General features: G+C 50.2%; 22 protein-coding genes. 11 read left to right on the top strand and 11 right to left on the bottom strand.

Features of this window, described 5'->3' with window-relative positions:
* Nucleotides 1–50: 50 nt before the first annotated feature.
* Nucleotides 51–596 (bottom strand): flavodoxin family protein, encoded by a 546-nt coding sequence (locus tag NQ490_RS15300; protein ID WP_007046268.1) that lies wholly within the window; start codon nucleotides 594–596, stop codon nucleotides 51–53.
* Nucleotides 597–719: 123 nt separating this feature from the next.
* Here NQ490_RS15300 and NQ490_RS15295 point away from each other — a divergent pair, with 123 nt between their 5' ends.
* Nucleotides 720–1,064 (top strand): winged helix-turn-helix transcriptional regulator, encoded by a 345-nt coding sequence (locus NQ490_RS15295; RefSeq protein ID WP_007046269.1) that lies wholly within the window; start codon nucleotides 720–722, stop codon nucleotides 1,062–1,064.
* A 64-nt stretch (nucleotides 1,065–1,128) separates the two neighbouring features.
* On the opposite strand, the gene NQ490_RS15290 is transcribed toward NQ490_RS15295, so the two are convergent.
* The 5 genes from NQ490_RS15290 to NQ490_RS15270 all read right to left on the bottom strand — a co-directional run bounded on the left by NQ490_RS15290 (nucleotide 1,129) and on the right by NQ490_RS15270 (nucleotide 6,735).
* Entirely contained in the window at nucleotides 1,129–2,247 is a 1,119-nt protein-coding gene (locus NQ490_RS15290; protein WP_007046270.1) for a GntR family transcriptional regulator, read from the bottom strand.
* Between the two features lie 6 nt (nucleotides 2,248–2,253).
* Entirely contained in the window at nucleotides 2,254–3,612 is a 1,359-nt protein-coding gene (locus NQ490_RS15285; RefSeq protein ID WP_007046271.1) for a sulfatase-like hydrolase/transferase, read from the bottom strand.
* A 4-nt stretch (nucleotides 3,613–3,616) separates the two neighbouring features.
* A complete protein-coding gene (locus NQ490_RS15280) occupies nucleotides 3,617–5,137 on the bottom strand; it encodes a tripartite tricarboxylate transporter permease (protein WP_007046272.1) in 1,521 nt (506 codons plus the stop codon).
* Between the two features lie 21 nt (nucleotides 5,138–5,158).
* The gene (locus tag NQ490_RS15275) at nucleotides 5,159–5,674 is read right to left on the bottom strand and encodes a tripartite tricarboxylate transporter TctB family protein (RefSeq protein ID WP_007046273.1); all 516 of its coding nucleotides are present in this window, start codon (nucleotides 5,672–5,674) and stop codon (nucleotides 5,159–5,161) included.
* Between the two features lie 92 nt (nucleotides 5,675–5,766).
* Nucleotides 5,767–6,735 carry a tripartite tricarboxylate transporter substrate-binding protein gene (locus NQ490_RS15270; RefSeq protein WP_007046274.1) on the bottom strand — a complete coding sequence of 323 codons (969 nt, stop codon included), beginning with the start codon at nucleotides 6,733–6,735 and terminating at the stop codon, nucleotides 5,767–5,769.
* Between the two features lie 538 nt (nucleotides 6,736–7,273).
* On the opposite strand from NQ490_RS15270, the gene NQ490_RS15265 reads away from it, so the two are divergent.
* The 3 genes from NQ490_RS15265 (at nucleotide 7,274) to yaaA (ending at nucleotide 9,518) form a co-directional block, all read left to right on the top strand.
* Complete coding sequence (locus tag NQ490_RS15265; RefSeq protein WP_007046276.1) at nucleotides 7,274–8,161, top strand: TraX family protein; 888 nt, start codon at nucleotides 7,274–7,276, stop codon at nucleotides 8,159–8,161.
* A 76-nt stretch (nucleotides 8,162–8,237) separates the two neighbouring features.
* Nucleotides 8,238–8,702: a thioredoxin-dependent thiol peroxidase gene (gene bcp / locus NQ490_RS15260; protein ID WP_040917545.1), complete on the top strand. Its 465-nt coding sequence runs from the start codon at nucleotides 8,238–8,240 to the stop codon at nucleotides 8,700–8,702.
* A gap of 66 nt (nucleotides 8,703–8,768) precedes the next feature.
* Nucleotides 8,769–9,518, top strand: a complete 750-nt coding sequence (gene yaaA / locus NQ490_RS15255) for a peroxide stress protein YaaA (protein WP_007046278.1) — start codon at nucleotides 8,769–8,771, stop codon at nucleotides 9,516–9,518.
* A gap of 113 nt (nucleotides 9,519–9,631) precedes the next feature.
* On the opposite strand, the gene NQ490_RS15250 is transcribed toward yaaA, so the two are convergent.
* The gene (locus tag NQ490_RS15250; RefSeq protein WP_007046279.1) at nucleotides 9,632–10,525 is read right to left on the bottom strand and encodes a LysR family transcriptional regulator; all 894 of its coding nucleotides are present in this window, start codon (nucleotides 10,523–10,525) and stop codon (nucleotides 9,632–9,634) included.
* Between the two features lie 140 nt (nucleotides 10,526–10,665).
* On the opposite strand from NQ490_RS15250, the gene NQ490_RS15245 reads away from it, so the two are divergent.
* From NQ490_RS15245 to NQ490_RS15225, 5 genes are read left to right on the top strand one after another with little or no spacing between them, the layout of a single operon-like run.
* Nucleotides 10,666–10,941, top strand: coding sequence for a hypothetical protein (locus NQ490_RS15245; RefSeq protein ID WP_007046280.1), 276 nt, complete (start codon nucleotides 10,666–10,668; stop codon nucleotides 10,939–10,941).
* The gene (locus tag NQ490_RS15240) at nucleotides 10,920–11,912 is read left to right on the top strand and encodes an alpha/beta hydrolase (protein WP_007046281.1); all 993 of its coding nucleotides are present in this window, start codon (nucleotides 10,920–10,922) and stop codon (nucleotides 11,910–11,912) included. Before NQ490_RS15245 ends, NQ490_RS15240 begins: the two co-directional genes overlap by 22 nt.
* Before the next feature lie 24 nt (nucleotides 11,913–11,936).
* A complete protein-coding gene (locus tag NQ490_RS15235; RefSeq protein WP_050764672.1) occupies nucleotides 11,937–12,821 on the top strand; it encodes a DUF3737 family protein in 885 nt (294 codons plus the stop codon).
* Complete coding sequence (locus tag NQ490_RS15230; protein WP_007046283.1) at nucleotides 12,814–13,356, top strand: flavodoxin family protein; 543 nt, start codon at nucleotides 12,814–12,816, stop codon at nucleotides 13,354–13,356. Before NQ490_RS15235 ends, NQ490_RS15230 begins: the two co-directional genes overlap by 8 nt.
* Entirely contained in the window at nucleotides 13,331–13,864 is a 534-nt protein-coding gene (locus NQ490_RS15225; RefSeq protein WP_007046284.1) for a cyclophilin-like fold protein, read from the top strand. The genes NQ490_RS15230 and NQ490_RS15225 overlap by 26 nt, the downstream gene beginning before the upstream one ends.
* Before the next feature lie 91 nt (nucleotides 13,865–13,955).
* On the opposite strand, the gene NQ490_RS15220 is transcribed toward NQ490_RS15225, so the two are convergent.
* Entirely contained in the window at nucleotides 13,956–14,243 is a 288-nt protein-coding gene (locus NQ490_RS15220) for an IS3 family transposase (RefSeq protein ID WP_187118496.1), read from the bottom strand.
* Between the two features lie 133 nt (nucleotides 14,244–14,376).
* On the bottom strand, nucleotides 14,377–14,754 hold the full coding sequence (locus NQ490_RS15215; RefSeq protein WP_242655001.1) for an IS3 family transposase: 378 nt from the start codon (nucleotides 14,752–14,754) through the stop codon (nucleotides 14,377–14,379).
* Between the two features lie 461 nt (nucleotides 14,755–15,215).
* Here NQ490_RS15215 and NQ490_RS15210 point away from each other — a divergent pair, with 461 nt between their 5' ends.
* Nucleotides 15,216–15,410, top strand: coding sequence for a hypothetical protein (locus NQ490_RS15210; protein ID WP_147644652.1), 195 nt, complete (start codon nucleotides 15,216–15,218; stop codon nucleotides 15,408–15,410).
* A gap of 160 nt (nucleotides 15,411–15,570) precedes the next feature.
* Nucleotides 15,571–16,341: a hypothetical protein gene (locus NQ490_RS15205; RefSeq protein ID WP_147644653.1), complete on the top strand. Its 771-nt coding sequence runs from the start codon at nucleotides 15,571–15,573 to the stop codon at nucleotides 16,339–16,341.
* Nucleotides 16,342–16,384: 43 nt separating this feature from the next.
* Here the strand turns inward: NQ490_RS15205 and NQ490_RS15480 are convergent, their stop codons facing one another.
* Both NQ490_RS15480 and NQ490_RS15475 read right to left on the bottom strand, forming a co-directional pair.
* Nucleotides 16,385–16,555 carry a hypothetical protein gene (locus tag NQ490_RS15480; RefSeq protein ID WP_341271062.1) on the bottom strand — a complete coding sequence of 57 codons (171 nt, stop codon included), beginning with the start codon at nucleotides 16,553–16,555 and terminating at the stop codon, nucleotides 16,385–16,387.
* Between the two features lie 98 nt (nucleotides 16,556–16,653).
* On the bottom strand, nucleotides 16,654–17,040 hold the full coding sequence (locus tag NQ490_RS15475; protein ID WP_007046290.1) for an HD domain-containing protein: 387 nt from the start codon (nucleotides 17,038–17,040) through the stop codon (nucleotides 16,654–16,656).
* Between the last annotated feature and the right edge of the window lie 56 nt (nucleotides 17,041–17,096).

The raw sequence follows: 17,096 nt of genomic DNA, 5'->3' as shown, positions 1-17,096 counted from the left end.
AAGGGATATCTCAGTAATGACAATTCGTTTCATTTACTGTTTCCTAAAATTCAAAGGTTGTCTGCCAAGGCGGCGGCCTGCTGGCAACCGTCGGTTTTGTCAATGTCACCCAACTTCAGAACACCCGGAACCAGCACTTCACCCACCATCTTCCACTGGTTCAGGGCGGCGGTGCGTTCCATAGGAATACGCACGCCATCCAGAACGGAGGGCTCTTCCTCCTCGCAGCAGGCAATCAAGGCACATTCCTTGCCGGCGATATTTTTGCCACCAACCACCAGGGAATAGAGCCGATCAATCACACCCTTGATTTGGGAAGGGATGGAATACCAGTAGACCGGCATAGTGAAGACAAGAACATCCGCTTCCAGTATCGCCGGAGCAATAAGATTGAAATCGTCATCAAAAGAACAGGCTTTCCCGGTTTTGAAGCAGGTCTCGCAGGCGCGGCAACCGTCGATTTGCATCATGGCCGCATCAAAGCGGGTTACCGTATGGCCTTTGGCCTGAGCTGCCTGGATAAAACTGTCCGTCATGGCAAAACTGTTTCCGGATTTACGGGGACTGCCGGTAATTACAACAATCTTCTTGCTCATAATAAACCTCCTGTTGGAATGAATTTGACTTTTTGTGATCGTTCTCTTACAATCATAGCAAGAACTGGAAATTTGACAAGTACGCACATTTACGTACAATACTTACCTAAAGGAGAGTGTGCCATGGATCCACAGAAATATCAGATATGTATTGCAACCGCCAATTTGGCTGATACAGGATTCAGTTATACTTTGTCACTGATTCAGGGCAAGTATAAGATGACCATCCTGTATACCCTGATGACTTTCGGTGTGGTGCGCTTTAATGAAATGAAAAAATATATCGGCGCCATTTCCTATAAAACACTGAGTGCAACCCTGAAAGAATTGGAAACCGACCAGTTGGTGCATCGAGAGGAATATCCCCAGATTCCGCCCAAGGTGGAGTACAGCCTGACCTTGCGAGGACAATCTTTGATTCCCATTCTGGACCAGATGTGTGAATGGGGAGAAAAGAATCGTTTATAATGCTGTTCTGTTTCAGCAAAAAAGGAAGCGGCCCGCCGATTTTAATCGGTGAGCCACTTCCTTTTTATGTTTTGGGGGAGGTGAGATCTTGAATTGAGGTACCCACATGGATGGTAGGCTGCAAAACCAGGGAATAATCGTATTGCTCATAATCCCGGCGATGAATCATCTTCATCAGTTGTGACGCAACCTTGCTGCCGATGGTATATCCCTGATGCACCGAACAGGTGATTCCTTCTTCTTCCCAGTCATTGCCAGAGTAGTCAAAGCATACCAGGGAATAGTCTTCCGGTATCCGTTTGCCTTTGCTGTCCAGCACTTGACGCACCAGTTTGTAGATCATATAGTTGCAGCATACAATGGCAGTGCACTTGGGCAGGCCTTTCAGGAACTTTTCAATGGCACGAGTAAAGCTTTGATCATGTGCTTCGTTGGAAACGCACCACTTGATGTAGTCGTCCTGGAATTCCACGCCGGATTTTTGGAGCGCCATGGCCATTCCCTGAAACTTTGCAATACTTTGGTAATTGTCGTACACAAAGATGCCGGCAATATGCCGGTGACCGGCCTGGATGAGCAAGTGAATCAAACGGTCGGCACAGAGCGTATCGTTGACGGTGACCCGGGGATAGCGCAACGTTTTGTAATAATTATTGTAGAAAATAACCGGGATACGCTTGCGCTGCAATTCCTGGTAACAATCCATATTGGGGTTGAGCAGACTGGCTTTGACGCCGTCTACAATAAATCCTTGAAAATTCTGACGCATAACTGTTTGCAGACAGCGTCGCTCATTGGAAAATTTGTTATCCGTCAAAAAGACGCGCAGTTCAACCTGGTCAGGAAACAATACGCTTTTGACACCCTCTATCAGTTCGGTGTTGGCATCGGTGTCCTGCCCCTGCAAAATAAGACCGATTTTCCAGGGGGCACCGGCGCTACCAAGATCTCGGGACATGGCAGCGTCCTTGTTGAAGTAGGTACCACTGCCACGGATTTTGCGGATCAGCCCCTCCTGCAGAAGCTGATCCAGAGCGGTACGCACCGTTTCACGGCTTGTCCCCAGCCGTCGGCACAAAGCATTTTCGGATGGGAGCTTCTGGGTGTTGGAAAACTTGTTCTCATCAATATATGCCAGCAGCCATCGATACACCTGCTGTGACTTTTTGTCCGAAGCTCCCATACGCCATTACTCCTCGTCCAAAATCGTGGGACGATAACCTTCCGCGCTCTCGATCCAGTCCAGCAAGCGGCTCCGCAGATCCCGTTTGATGGCCGTATAGCGGGAATCCCGCACCACATTCTGAAGCTGCCAGGGATCCACTTTCAGATCATAGAGAAAATCGTCTGCATAGGTATCTGCTGCGGCTACTTCTCCGCCGTTGACGCCGGGAGCGTACACAGAATACAAATACTCCGGGGTACGCACGCAGCGGCCTACACGGCTCTCCGAAATCTGTGCAAATACCTGGTTGGATCTATTATCGGTCTTTTTTTGTACCACGTCAAGCAGGTTCTCTCCAATCATGGCATTACCCACATTCACACCGGCCAAGGCCAGAATGGTCTTGGGCAGGCTCTCGGTGCTGACTAGTTCCTCCACGGATACACCACCCCGGTAGGGACCCCCGGCAATGACCAACGGTACATGGAGAGCGCCATCGTGACAGCTTCGCTTATAATCGTCGTACCCGTTAAGATGATTATCGGTGTTGCGTGTTTTGAAATGAGAGCCGTGATCAGAAGCATAAATAATAACGGTGTTTTCGTACAGGCCCTTTTCCTTCAGTTTGGCAATCAAACGGCCCAGGTTTTCGTCCAGGCTGGCGCACTGTCCCAGATAGTCAGGATACTCTTCGGCCGCATTGCCGCCCAATACCTCCAAATCATGAGGAAGAACAAAATTGGCAAAGCGTTCTTTGGAACCATGTGGGCCCTCATAGTGGTTGTGGTCGTTCTGATGGTGTGGCTCAATCTGAGATACCGTCATGAAGAAAGGTTTCTTACCGTCGTAGACATCCAAAAACTCCAGGGCCATGTCGTTGATACAATCGGCTCGGTAGCCCTTGAAATCGATGCGGCGGTTGTTTTCGTCAAAGACATACCCATCGTACCCGTGGGAGGTAAACTCCAGCACGTCGGCAGCACGCCAATATCCAGTATAGCCGCCCCGTAATTCCCGGGGCACAGCGGTGATGGTGTGGTCGATGGTAGGAGCTTTTTCCAGTTCCCCGTCACTGGCCAAATGCCATTTCCCGATGTAGGCGGTTTCATAACCGGCGTCTTCAATATAGTTTGCCAAGGTTTTGATATGAGAGGGGAGCATAATGTTGTTGCGGAAACAGCCGGTCTCTGTGGGATATTTCCCAGTCTGAAACAGGGCTCGGCAGGGGCCGCAGACCGGCTGAGGGGAAAAGGCGTTGTCGAACTTGACGCCTTCCCGGGCGAGTTGGTCCAGGTGAGGGGTGATGTTCAGCGGTTGGCCAAAGCATCCACAGGTGTCCCAACGCTGTTGGTCACTGAAGTAAAAAATAATATTGTGGGGCATGGGGTCAATCCTCCTTGGGGGCGGCCGCAGCCACAGAGCGGGCCTTCTTTTGATCGATAAGCTTGCCACGCACGATGGTCGCCACGGCAACCACAATCAGGGCAAGGAAAATCAGGCAATAAACACTGCTGAAGAAGATGGACGGGTCGCCGTTGGAAATCAGCAGGGCACGGCGGAAGTTGGTTTCGGTCATGTTACCCAGTACCAGGCCCAGCAGGATGGGAACCGGGGGCATATCCAGTTTGCGCAGCACCCAGGCCAGCACGGCAAAGACCAAGGCCACGCCCACGTCAAAGTAGTTGTTGTTTACGGAGTAGGCGCCGGCAAAGCAGAAAATGACAATCACTGGGGTCAGGATAGCCTGGGGGATGGAAACCACTTTGGCGAACAAAGAGGTAAGGAATCGGCCCTGTATCAGCATGAACAAGTTTACCAGAATCAACCCCAGCATAATAGCGTACATGATGTCGCCATCCGTGGTGAAAAGAGAGAGTCCAGGGTTCAGGCCGTTGATCATCAGGGCGGACAGCATCAGGGCAACGGTACCATCGCCGGGAATGCCCAGGGTCAGCAGCGGAATCAGGGTGGCACCGGTGACGGCATTATTGGCCGCTTCGGCAGCGGCAATGCCTTCCACCGAACCGTGCCCGAATTCTTCCGGGTGTTTGGATAGGTTTTTTGTCTGGCTGTAGCTGAACCAGGATGCCTCCGAAGCACCGGTGCCAGGGATGATTCCCACCATGGAGCCAATAAGGGAGGATATCAAAACCGGACGAATCATCCGCCTGTACTCATCTTTAGTAATTTTGCCGTCGTCCTTGATTTTCCGGGTATCCATATGCAGTTCGCTGAGACACTTTTCTGCTTTGGAGAGAATTTCCACAAGGGCGAACAAACCGATCAAACAGACAGCCAGATCCAATCCCAGGTACAGACGGGGCACGCCGAAGGTAAATCGGTCATAACTGGTCATGGGATCGGAACCGATGCAGGCAATCAAAAGACCGAGACAGGCGGAAATAATGCCGCGGATCATGCTTTTTCCGGAAACACCGGCAATGATGGTGAGGCCGAAGACGCAGACCATGAAATACTCGGGAGTTCCAAGCTGGGCAGCTACCTTGGCAACCTGTGGCCCCAGGAAAAGCAGCATGAGGGCCGAGAAGACGCCGCCGAAAGTGGAAGCGTAAAGGGCGATTTTCAAAGCAGCCTTGGTGCGCCCTTTCTGAGAAAGGGGGTGACCATCCAGCATGGTAGCGGCGGCGTGGGGCGTACCGGGGGTGTTGATCAAAATTGCCGACACACTTCCGCCATAACCGCCGGCGCAATAGATGCCCAGCAGGAACATCATGCCAGGAATAGCCGACATGGTGTACGTGACCGGCAAAAAGAGAATTACGCAGAGGATAACGCTCAAGCCGGGAATTGCGGCGAATACGGAACCGACAAATACGCCGATGTTGATCCAGAGGATGTTTTCCAGCGTAAACAGCAAGCCGGTAGCGGGAGCAATATATTGAAGCATTGAAATGGTCTCCTTTCCGGCTTAGAAGTCAACGCCAAGGGCAAAACGGAACAATGCCCAAATACCTATGGCAAGCGTGAGGGTAATGGCGTAATAGGTGGGCTTTTTGCAACGGAAATAAACGAGAAAACCCAGTGCGCAGAAAACAGCGCCCACCACAAACAGATTTGTCAATCGGCAGAGAAGGTAGAAAATCAAAAGGATACCCAGAATAGCCAGAGCTTTCAGCTCTACCCACAGGTTGAGGGTTTTCCAATTCATAGGTTGTTTGGTGATCAGTTTGTACAACTCTTTGAAGACCAACAGCGCGCAGCAAATCAGCATGACCCACATGAGCAGAGAGGGAAAAGCGCGGCCATTGACCACATCTTTTTCGGAAATGACCACTTGCTGCGGCATAATGAAAAGAATGAAGAGTGCAAAGGCGGAAAAGAGGATGCCCACTGTTAAATCAACCGGGATCCGAATTTCCTTTTTGCTCAGCTTCGCCCCCCAGCTATCCAGCCGGGCGTGCAGTTGTGCCAGAGAGTCTTTCATCCGGCAACCTCCTTTTCTTGGACGGCCAAACACAGAAATAAGAAGGGGATGGGCAGGGCAACCCCCGGGCCCATCCCCGTATGAAATTCTTGTCAGCCGGCAACAATGTCCTTGTATTCGTTGACGATGTTCTTTACATTCTCAATGTGCTGTTCCACATCCTCCTGGGACATGGGATCCACTTCCAGCAGCATGGTATCCTGCAGCCAAGTCTTGACCTCTTCATCGGACAGGATCTCGTCATACAGTTCCTTCAGCTCGGTAACCTTGTCGGCATCAGTTCCCGCCCGTGCCATGACAAAGCAGCGATTGCGGAAGTAGGGGTAGCCGTGTTCCCCGACACCCTGTACACCGGCGAAGGGGCCGTGTTCAATGGCCTTTTCATCAAAGGCACAAACCACGTTAACATCACCCTGCTGGGCAGTTTCCAGAATCTGGGACTGGTGCGAAACCGCAAAGCTGGACTCGCCCTTGGCGACGGCCTGGGCGGCCTCGGCGGCGGACTGATAGGGCGTCAGCTTCAGTTTATCCCCAGCGCCCATAGACCCGAACAGGGAAGCCGCCAGAAAAGCTTCCGAACCGGTGGCCCCGTTGACCGCCACACTGATTTCCGAAGTATCCTTCACATAGGTTTCCAAGTCTTCCAGCGTTTTGACGTTCAACGTAGCATCTGCGGAAAGAACGAAAACCGAAGAATACAGATTTTCTACATAGGCAAAGTCGTCGTAAGTGAACTGCATCTTGGCGGGGTCCAGAATGGAAGTGATGGAAAGCAGACCTTCGCCCACGAAGACCAGTTCCTTGCTGTTGGCGTCGTTATTGGCAATCCATGTGTTGACGGTGGCTGCATCCCCGGGAACGGCTTCTGCGACCAGTGTGAGTTTGTCGGAGTATTTGGTGGACATTTCCGCCGCTTTCTGGCTGACTACTGCAGCCACGCCGGAGGGGGCCCAGGGGCATGTTACCTTCCAGCTACTTTTTTGAGAACCGCTGCAGCCAGCCAAAACGCCAGCACTCATGGTCAGGGCCAGGCCCAAGGATAGGAAACGTTTTTTCATCATGTTGCTCCTTTTCGGTGTGTGATAAATTGCCGTACGCTTTCGGCAGGGATGCTCCCGCCGGTTTGTTTGTTCCAATGTAACATGGCAATGCAACAAGGTCAACAAATTTTATCAAAAATATTAAAAAGTTGTATGGTAAGTGTGCATATAAGTCAAAAGATGTCTTTGATAATGGAAAAGTATTGGTCAATATTCACATCTGCACAGCGGATACATTGGGCAGTTTCACCAGACGCCTTTTTCCTCCTGAAAGGGAAGCGACTGGAGGATTTCTACTGCCTGCGCAACATCATCCGTTGTTTTCCCTGTTTCAACATGGTAAAATTGGTTCATACTTTATGTCGAGAAAAGTAAAATTTTATTGCTTGTCATTTGTGTGTTTCAAAAGCATCATCTTGATTGGTATCACCTGTTTTTTGAAAGAAAAACGGAGACATACGAGTTCTGATTATCCTGTAACTCATGTTGCCACCGGAAAGCGCTCTGGAAGAAGTGGGTGCGTACACGCAGAAAGAATCGTTGAAAAGAGGAGCTGCGGATGTCTACATTTTGGATGAAAGGCCTTGCCTTGTTGGCGATGACCATTGACCATGTGGGGCTGGTGTTCGGCAGAGAAGGGTGGGACTTGCTTCCTTTTGATTCTTCCATTCTCCGTGCTATTGGTCGGATCGCTTTTCCGCTTTTCGCTTTTTGTCTGGCGCAAGGCTGGCACAAAACCCATGACAGGAAGAAATATTTTCTTAACATTACCAGGGGGGCTGTGGCATCCCAGATCCCTTTTTGTATGGCCTTTTGCGCCCCCAATAGAATGATGGGGGACGGCAACGGTATTCAAGTTCATTGGATGCTAAGTTATCTCCTGTTTGCGATGGTGGCGGTTTGGGTATACTGGCATTTCATACTCCATGAACAAGGGGACAGGAGCCTTCTGCTGGTGGCTGTGGCAGCTCTCCTTCCTGGGATTCAGGTACAAGTCCAGGGATTCTGGTTTTTGTGTCAAAATATCAATGTACTTTATACTTTTTTGATGGCTTTTTTCTGCCTGTACGCCTTGGAACACCGCTATGATGGAAAGATCAAGCAACGCATTGGGCTGTGCATTGGAGGTAGCCTACTGCTGATCGCATATGGTTTGCCTGCTGATTATGGCACCGGCTTACTTGGAATTGTCTTGATTACGGGGTTTGCCATCCTGCCCGGAAAAATATATCAAGCACTATTTTTGGTTCTGTGGAGTATCCTTTTTTATGCTTTCTTTACAGAAAATATCTGGAACATCCTGTTCTGCTCTGCGGCTGCCGTTGGAATTTTTCTGTATGATCCGACGGCCAAAAGCCGGTTTCGCGCCAAGAAATTTTTTTACTGGTATTATCCAGCCCACCTGCTGATTCTGGGCGTTTTCAATGTCGGAATGCGCTATTGGTAACATCGGAGATTTTTTCTTGACGATGGAGGCAGGGAAGGAATATACTTACTGCATTACTGGGAAAGGAGCCTTATTTATGTTGGAAGTTGGTACAAAAGCGCCAGATTTTACCTTGTCGGATCAAAACGGCAAGGAGGTAAGCCTGGCCGATTTCTTGGGTAAGTATGTGGTCTTGTATTTTTATCCTCGGGACAATACGCCGGGGTGCACTCGTCAGGCCTGCGCATTCACACAGAATTTTGAAGGATTTCAAAGCAGCGATGTTGTCGTCATTGGTATCAGCAAAGACTCTGTAGCGTCCCACCTCAAATTTGCACAAAAATATAACCTGCCATTCCTACTGCTTTCGGATCCTGAACGAAAAGCGATTGAATCTTACGGTGTCTGGCAAGAGAAAAAACTCTATGGCAAGGTCAGCATGGGGGTAGTGCGCTCGACCTATATCATCGATCCGCAGGGAAATATCGAAAAGGTAATGCCTAAAGTGAAACCCGATACCAACGCTGCTGAAATTCTGGAATATTTTAAAGGGAAAAAATAAAGTGCGTTTTGGGAGTCAGAGAATTTATTTCGAAGCACTGTCCATTTATGACGGAGAAAAGACGAAATGAGAATCATTCTATCACCTGCCAAAAAGATGCATGTGGACCTGGATAGCCTGCCCTGGCAGAATCTGCCGGACTTTCTGGACAAAACGCAGATGCTGCGCCAAACGATGCGAGCCATGTCTTATGAAGAAATCCGAAAAGTCTGGAAATGCAACGATACGCTGGCCCGCCTTAATGTAGAACGCTTGCAAAAGATGGATTTGCGTAAAAATCTGACTCCCGCCATCCTGAGTTATGAAGGAATACAGTATCAATATATGGCACCAGGCGTTTTCAACGAGGAGGAACTGGCATACGTACAGGAACATTTGCGAATCCTTTCCGGGTTTTACGGGATGCTCCGCCCCTTTGATGGCGTGACGCCGTATCGTCTGGAAATGCAGGCCAAACTGCCAGTGGCAGGGGCCAAAGATATCTATGCATTCTGGGGTGATTGTCTTGCAAAAGCTCTTTTTGCCCAGACGGACTGTATTGTAAATTTAGCGTCCAAAGAATACAGCATGTGCATTTCCCGCTATCGCTCAAACGACATTCGTTTTGTGACCTGCATATTCGGAGAAATTCGAGCAGGGAAGATCCTGGAAAAAGCAACTATGTGCAAGATGGCACGAGGGGAGATGGTGCGCTTTATGGCCGAACGTCATGTGAAAAGCCCTGAGGAGTTGAAAGAGTTTGACAGGATGCAATTCGTTTTTTCGCCGGACCACTCTGATAATGAAACCTATGTTTTTCTGAAAAACAATGGATAAACACCGAAAACAAAAGAGGCATCCCTTTGACAGGGATGTCTCTTTTGTCGTTTGAAAAGGATTGGATCGCAGAATCTGCTGGCTGAATGCAAGGCGCCCGTTCCTTAAGAGAGTCAAGCTTCAAATGCCTGCTGCAATCTCTGCAGAAAGATCTCTGCTGCAGGAGAGAAAATCTGATACTTCTTCCAAACAATGTTGAGCCCGGATTCCAGGCGGGGAACCAGTGGACGAAAACACAACGCGCTGTTGGCAGATGTGTTTGCCAGATGATCCAGCGTTACCGCGTACCCGATACCCTCTTCCACCATAATAGCGGCGTTGTAAATCAGATTATACGTACAGACAATGTTGAGTTTTTCGAATTCGGAGCCGAACCAGGATGCAAAGGCGTTGCCGTGCCGTTGCGATAAGATCGCTTGGCGTGAACAAAGCAGCGGCAGAAAACGCAAATCTTCTTTACATACGGATTGTTTGGCGGCCAATGGGCTGTCCTTGCGCATGATGACACCCCATACATCCTTGTCGGGCAGCACAAGAGAATCGTACTTGGTGATATCCGCAGGCTGAATCAGGACGCCAAAATCCAGTAATCCGTTATCCAGGCGATCGGTGATATCTTGTGCGTTGCCGCTGTGCATATGGTAATGAATGTCTGGATAGTCCTGCTGCAGCTGCCGGATGATTCTTGCAATCTGACGAACGGCTTGCGTCTCGCCGCTGCCGATATAAACGTCACCACTGATGGTAGTTTCGAGAGAGCGGAACTCCGATTCGGTCTTGTCAACCATAGAGAGAATCTCTTCAGCGCGCTTGCGAAGCAGCATTCCTTCCGGAGTCAGTGCCACGCGATGACTTTTGCGGATTAGGAGTTGTTGCCCCAGTTCCTCTTCCAAATCGTGAATTTGCCTGGATAATGTCGGCTGTGTCAGGTGAAGGAAGTTGGCGGCAGCGGTAATACTTTCTTCCCGTGCCACAGCCAAAAAATAGCGCAAAACTCTGATTTCCATCGTACAGGCGTCCTCCTTTCCTGATTATAGTATACTCTTTCATGAAATGCTCTGCAAGCATATCATGAAAGAAAAAACAAGTATTTGCTCTTTATCAAAAAGAGAACTACAATAAAACCAGAAAGAGAGGGGGGAGCCGTATGAAAGAAATCAGCGAGGAACATGCGTTTCGCATCCGACGAAATTTAAAAGATGCCGGATGTGGATTGCCTGTGGTGACGCAATATCTGGATCTGGAACAACGGCAATGCCGGCGGGAACAATATCGGCTGCTCTCCTGCCAAAAATCAATGCTGCTGCAAAAACTGCACCGGATTCAGTATAAAATCGATTGTCTGGATCATCTGGTTTACACTATGCAGCAGGAAGACGAAGAACAACGGAGGCGTGAATCATGCAAAAAGCAACGATTGTGACCCAGGAATGGGATAAAACATTTCCTGAAAATGAACGGGTAAATCACCGCAAGGTGGTTTTTCATAATCGATATGGAATTGAGCTGGTGGGAGATCTTTACACCCCCAAGCAGGCAGCAGAGGCCCGGCTGCCTGCCATTGCTGTTTGCGGTCCCTTTGGCGCCGTCAAAGAACAATCCTCAGGATTGTATGCCCAGACGATGGCAGCTCGCGGCTTTGTGACGCTGGCATTTGATCCCTCCTTTACGGGAGAAAGCGGCGGTGAACCGCGCTATATGGCGTCTCCGGATATCAATACCGAGGATTTCCAGGCGGCAGTAGACTATCTTTCGACGCTGGATCAGGCAGACCCCGACAGAATTGGGATTATCGGCATCTGTGGATGGGGCGGTATGGCCTTGAATACGGCGGCTCTAGATACCCGTGTGAAGGCTACCGTGACCTCCACCATGTACGACATGGCCCGCGTCAATGCCAATGGGTATTTTGACAGCGAGGATTCTGCAGAGGCCCGTTATGCCAAGCGGCAGGCCCTGAATAGACAACGTACCGAGGATTATCGGAATGGAACGTACGCACTGGGGGGCGGTGTTGTGGATCCGCTTCCGGAAAATGCGCCATTTTTCGTAAAGGATTATTACGATTACTATAAAACGCCCCGTGGGTACCATGCACGTTCCCTGAACTCCAACGGTGGCTGGAATGTCATCGGGTGTATGTCGTTTATGAACCAGCCTATTCTGCGCTACAGCAATGAGATCCGCAGTGCAGTTTTGATGATTCACGGTGAAAAAGCACATTCCTGCTATTTTACCAAGGATGCCTTTGCCAATATGATGCGGCACAATCCTTACAAGGACAACAAACAATTGTTACTGATTCCCGGGGCGGTACATACCGATCTATATGATCGGATGGATGTGATTCCCTTTGATGAGATTACAGAATTCTTCCGTAAGGTTTTTGCGTAAGGAATGGAGAGGGGAAGCGTTAGAATGGTCCTTTTGGAAAATCGAACCTTTGATGAGGAGCGGGCGCTTTACGGAAGCGACGGCATTCTTGTGCGGAACTGTCGCTTTGATGGCCCCGCGGACGGAGAGAGTGCACTCAAGGAAAGTCGGAATGTACAGGTGGAGCATTGCTTTATGAACCTGCGCTATCCATTCTGGCATGATGAACAGCTATGCATCCAGGACAGCGAACTGACACCGCTCTGCCGCGCTGCTTTGTGGTATTCCAGCCATGTTCAAATCAAGAATACAAAACTGCATGGTATCAAAGCTGTGCGGGAATGCATGGATGTGTCGCTGTTCCGGTGCGATATTGATTCGCCGGAGTTCGGATGGTCTGCCGATGGAATCCATATGCAGGATTGCACTGCGCAAAGTGAGTATTTTCTGCTGAGAGCCCGCAACATTGAATTAGAACGGGTAAATTTCCAGGGAAAATATTCTTTCCAATATATTGAGAATGCGGTATTCAGTGATTGTCGCTTCGAAACAAAGGACGCCTTCTGGCACGGGAAGAATGTGACAGTGCGGAACAGCATTATTAAAGGGGAATATCTTGGGTGGTATTCCGATGGATTGACACTGGAACACTGCAAGATCATTGGCACCCAACCGTTCTGTTACTGCAAAAACCTAACTTTGATTGATTGCGAGATGGTGGATACGGATCTCTGCTTCGAAAAATCCGAAGTGGAGGCTGAAATCACCACACCGGTGCTGAGCGTCAAGAATCCGCTGGCAGGGCACATTTTTCTGCCTGCTGTAGGGGAGATTATTCGGGACGATCCGCATTCACAGGGAAAGATTCTCATCGGCACACAGAAAAATGCTCGAAATGCAGACGAAAAGGGGGCAACCAAACATGCCTAAGAATGTGGTGGTCATAACCAGCAGCTTGCGCGCCGGCAGCAATTCCGATGCACTGGCAGAAGTTTTTGCCCGCGGTGCCCGCGATGCAGGGCATTCTGTAGAAGTGATCAGTCTCAAAGAAAAGACCATTGCCTTTTGCCGTGGATGTCTGGCTTGCCAGAAGACCTGCAAATGCGTAGTGAACGATGATGCCGTTGCCATCGCCGATAAAATCTGCCAGGCTGATGTAGTGGCTTTTGCTTCGTCGGTCTATTATTACGGGCTTTCCGGACAGCTGAAAACCTTGCTTGATCGCTGCAATCCGCTGTATTCCCGCGAGTACGCATTCCGCACAGTATATCTGCTGGCCAGCGCGGCGGAAGACGATCCGTCTACCGTAGAAGGAAGCGCGCGTGGTCTGCAAGGTTGGGTCGATTGTTTTGAAAAAGCTTCCCTCGCCGGGACGATTTTTGCCGGAGGTGTTACCGAGCCCGGGGAGGTTTCCCAACATCCGGCTATGAAGCAGGCTTATGAAACAGGCAAGACCCTTATTTGAGTGTTTGGTTTCGTTGGGTATAGCTGCAGTTCTGCTGATTGGTTGGCTATTTCAGAGGAGCGAAGCAGTAGCTTCACAGGCCGTTTTGCAACGCAAAGGTGAAACAGCTGCCTATGAACAGATGCAGCGGGAAGGGGATACAGTAAAAGTGCAGCAGATTGAAATCCGAGTAGGCGAATCCGTTTATACAGTGGATCTGTATGAAAATGATACCGCACAAGCATTTGCGGAACTTCTTCCCTTGCAAGTCACAATGCAGGAATTGAATGGTAACGAAAAGTACATCTATCTGCAGGAAGAGCTCCCTGCCAAGGCTCAGGCGGTTTCCTCTATTCGAGCCGGCGATCTCATGCTCTATGGGACAGACTGCGTTGTTTTGTTTTATGAGAATTTTTCTACTTCTTATCGATATACACGGATTGGCCGAGTTGCTACCCCGGGAGGGTTGCAACAAGCGCTTGGCACCGGCACGGCAAAGGTAGTCTTTCAGGCCGTGACGACGATGTAAATGAACATAAGGAAAGCCCCAGGCAGAAGATGAACCGCCCCAGATTGTGCAGACAGCACAAAAAAAGCTCCCGGTGCAGGAATATTCAGTTTTAGCAGGAGTGGCGCAACGTCAGCGGCGCCACTCCTGTTTTGCTTTGGATGCGCTCGTGGTTGTAAAAATAGATGTATCGGTCAATCATCTCTTTGGCTTCAGAAAGAGTCGCCGGTTTGTGGCGGTAGATGCATTCTGTTTTGAGGATAGAGAAGAAATTTTCCGCCATTGCATTGTCATATGGGGTCTCACGTCTTGACATCGAAGGTGTGATGCCGTATTGTTGAGTCAGCTCAAAATATGCTTGTGAGGCGTACTGAGCACCCTGGTCGCTGTGGAGGTGCAAGTCTGCAGCGACCTTCTTCTTTTCTCCTGAGGACTGCCTGGCGGATAGTATCCAGAACCAGATTCACGCTTTGCTCCGTTCCAGTCTTGTAGGCTACAATGCTGTTGTCGTACAGATCTCGGATCATAGACAGCTACAACACCCCTTGCTTGGTTTTAATATAGGAAATATCCGTTACCCATTTGCTGTTTGGTGTTTCGGCATGAAAATCCCGGTTCAGTAGATTTTCATATTTGTGCAGTTGCTCACCCATCCGCTGCCACCTTTTGCGGCGGCGAATCTCGGCCAGCAGGCCATATTTCTTCATGACACGCAAAATCGTCTTGGGATTGTGGTAAGTTCCTTTGCTGTCTTTCAGCCACTGCCACATCCGTCGGCAACCGTAGGTATGAAAGCATTTTTTCTGCTGCTGCCAGATTGCTTCGGCAAGAGCTGCATCCCTTTCCGGTCGATTCATTCGTTTGACAAAGGTGTAATAGCCGCTTCTGGACACTGCAAAGAATCGGCACATAGCAAGCACAGGATACTCCTCCCGGTGGTGCTCTAGATTACTGCGTATTTTACTTTTGCTCTCACTTCCTTTCTGTGGATCGCAGAAAATCCCGCAGCAATTCATTCTCCATTCGCAGACGTCGGATCTCGTAAGCCTGCTCTGCAACAATGTCCCTGGGCGCATCGCTTTTCCTCCGCCTACCCTTCGGGCGTGGAAAAATTCCGGCCTTCAGTTTTGCTTGTTTGCGGTTAATCACCGTTGGAACCATTTTACATGTAAGTCAGAATAAAGCGAGCGGCGATGCCGCCGTACAACGTCTTTCTGACGCGGATAGCGCAGGCAATGTTACGGCAACCGCTACCTTGCCGCGGGGGGCATGGTCTGCCGGTGCAGCACAGGTGAGTGCCATAACACAGAGCAGCCGGCAGGACCTTGTTCTTCCAGCGAGCGCAGTCCATCAGGATCAGGAAGGAAACTATGTGCTGGTCATGGAAGAAAAAAATACTGTTTTAGGGCTGCAGTATGTGTTGCGCAGAGTGTCCGTGTCGACCATTGACAGCGGAGACTCAACGCAGGCGGTTTCCGGAGCGCTGGATTCGCAGGCGCAGGTCGTTGTGGCCAGCAGTAAGCCCGTACAGGAGGGAGATCGGGTGAAGGTCGATGAGAAATTCTGAGTGTCCTGCGTTGTCGCCCGCATCCCGTCGGAGTTGGCCGGCTCTATGGCTGTTTGGAGCCGCGTTGGTTTCACTTTTTCTGTGGCGGTATGCTGCCGAGCAGGAGCGTTTATACGCTACAACCAGTTTGCGCTTCGCGGAGGCCCTCACAGAAGAGGAAATGCAGGCAGTGACCGCTTACCAAAGCGATGCCGATCATGATTCCCGTATATATGCCAGCTTCTGGGGACAGAATACGGCAATGGTCAAGGCCGGCGATGGACGCTGGGAAGACGACGTAACTTGTATTGGATTTTGCGGAGAAGCGGCGGATTGTCTGCCGGCACGGTATCTTCGTGGAGGTGCTCCCGGCAGCACGGGGAAAACATGTTCGATTTCTGATGGATTGGTACAATCGATATATGGCAGTGTCTGGATGGAAGGCTTGCAAATCGAGCTGGCGGGAGAATTTTATGAAATCACAGGGGTATTTTCCGCAGAGGACAAAGTTGTGCTTTATCCGTCCCGGCAGCGACTGACCTGTGCAGAGCTGCGCGGTGTGTCCAAAGATACGCCTATGGCCGATGTGGAACAGTGGCGTACATCCGCAGGGCTGCCTGCACCCCAGTGGATTTACTACGGTCCTCAGCGCGTCATGATTGTGCAGTTTCTTTGCTGGCTGCCGGGGATTCTTACGGTGGCTGTGTTGCTGATTGCATGGATTCGCATGAGTATCTCCTGGGGGATTTTTGCCCGGAACGTATTATGGTTTTTCCTGGCAACGGGTGGGGCGCTGGCACTGCCCGTGCTGCTCCACGCCCTTCCCGGCTGGTTGATTCCGTCGCAATGGAGCGACTTTTCCTTTTGGCCGGATCTTTTGAAAACGATTGTGAAGAATGATGGAGCCTGGAAAACAGCTGTACGATATTGGCGGGATTATGCCCGGTTCTGAGAAAAAAGAGCTTGTTGCATTACGCAGCAAGCTCTTTTGTGAATCAGATCATCTTTTGTCCGTTGATCTCCAGGGCGAAGGTCTGGCCCAACACCTTGGCAACCTCACGGCACAACCGCATGCGATCCAGAAAAATTTCAAAATAATCCATCAAGGCACAGGAGGTGGTGTCGATTCTCAAGCGCAACAGAATCGTGCCGCCGTTGACAATCACTTGGCTCTCTTTTACCGCATAATTCACGCGATCATAAATATCGAAGGTGTTTGGATCCTGATTGCGGACACGGTTAGTACGTACGTCGGTCTTATCCGCTAAATGAGGGCCGCCGCTACCGCGTTGACAGGATAGGCGGTTCCTTCGTCATGGTTGCCGATCGCCGTGATGACAGTCGCAACCTCATCCGGGGCGGCGCCCATCTTGTCGAGAATCCGGAATGCCATAATCGCGCCGCTCTGTGCGTGGTCGTGCCGGTTGATGATGTTGCCGATATCGTGCATCCAACCGGCAATAGCGGCCAACTCCGCCGTTCTTTCCTCGTATCCAAGCGTACGAAGGATTTCGCTGGCCAACGCAGAAACTCGCCCTGCGTGGGCGTAGCTGTGCTCTGTATAGCCGAGCGCAGACAGACTTTCATCGGCCTTACGTATATAGCTGTTGATCTCTTCGCTCTTTTTGATCTGTTCCAGATTTAACGGCATAATGATACGGTCCTCTCGTTAGGCTGATATCTGTATCATACCGCAAGTGTTGTGAC

It is taken from the genome of Subdoligranulum variabile (genome assembly GCF_025152575.1).
Classification (GTDB): Bacteria; Bacillota; Clostridia; order Oscillospirales; family Ruminococcaceae; genus Gemmiger; species Gemmiger variabilis.
The sequence above is the reverse complement of the archived record's forward strand: the minus strand, read 5'-3'. Positions and strand labels throughout refer to the sequence as shown.